Source organism: Ferrimonas sp. YIN67, from assembly GCF_057219095.1.
Map to the genome: position 1 here is coordinate 1 of NZ_JBXVVJ010000027.1, position 607 is coordinate 607.

The 607-nt window shown below is 45.6% G+C and carries 2 tRNA genes and 1 rRNA gene; all 3 read right to left on the minus strand.

Annotation, left to right across the window (positions count from 1 at the left end):
* Positions 1-250: 250 nt before the first annotated feature.
* Positions 251-326, minus strand: a tRNA-Ala gene (locus tag AC2D8U_RS21035).
* Between the two features lie 41 nt (positions 327-367).
* A tRNA-Ile gene (locus tag AC2D8U_RS21040) sits at positions 368-444 on the minus strand.
* Between the two features lie 91 nt (positions 445-535).
* Positions 536-607: ribosomal RNA gene (locus AC2D8U_RS21045) — 16S ribosomal RNA — on the minus strand; the annotation flags it as partial.

Here is a 607-nt window from a genome sequence, read left to right on the forward strand (position 1 = left end):
CGCACTATGACGCAACCAAATGTTTCGTTAGTTACAAATTCAAGGGTTTGAATTCGTAACGCCGGATATCTTTAAGACACTTGTAAGAATTGTTTTTTGAAACTTCTTACAGTTTCTCGAGAAATTTATCAGCTTTCCAAATTGTTAAAGAGCAAGGTTTTCTCTAAGCACTAGGCTCAAAAAAAGCCAAAGGTAAACTTGACGCAAACGCGCGCAATTTAGCTTTGGCTTCTCATCCAGAGAAGGAAGATGGTGGAGCTATGCGGGATCGAACCGCAGACCTCTTGAATGCAAATCAAGCGCTCTCCCAGCTGAGCTATAGCCCCATCTAGGTTGACGATGACCAGTTCCTTCCTAAGAAAGAAATTGGTGGGTCTGAGTAGACTTGAACTACCGACCTCCCGCTTATCAGGCGAGCGCTCTAACCAGCTGAGCTACAGACCCATCGTCGTGTGATGACCGAAGCCATCACTCTCTATCATTTCGTCAGACAATCTGTGTGAACACTCGACGCAAGCAAGAATTCATATCGTATTAAGGAGGTGATCCAGCCCCAGGTTCCCCTAGGGCTACCTTGTTACGACTTCACCCCAGTCATGAACCACAA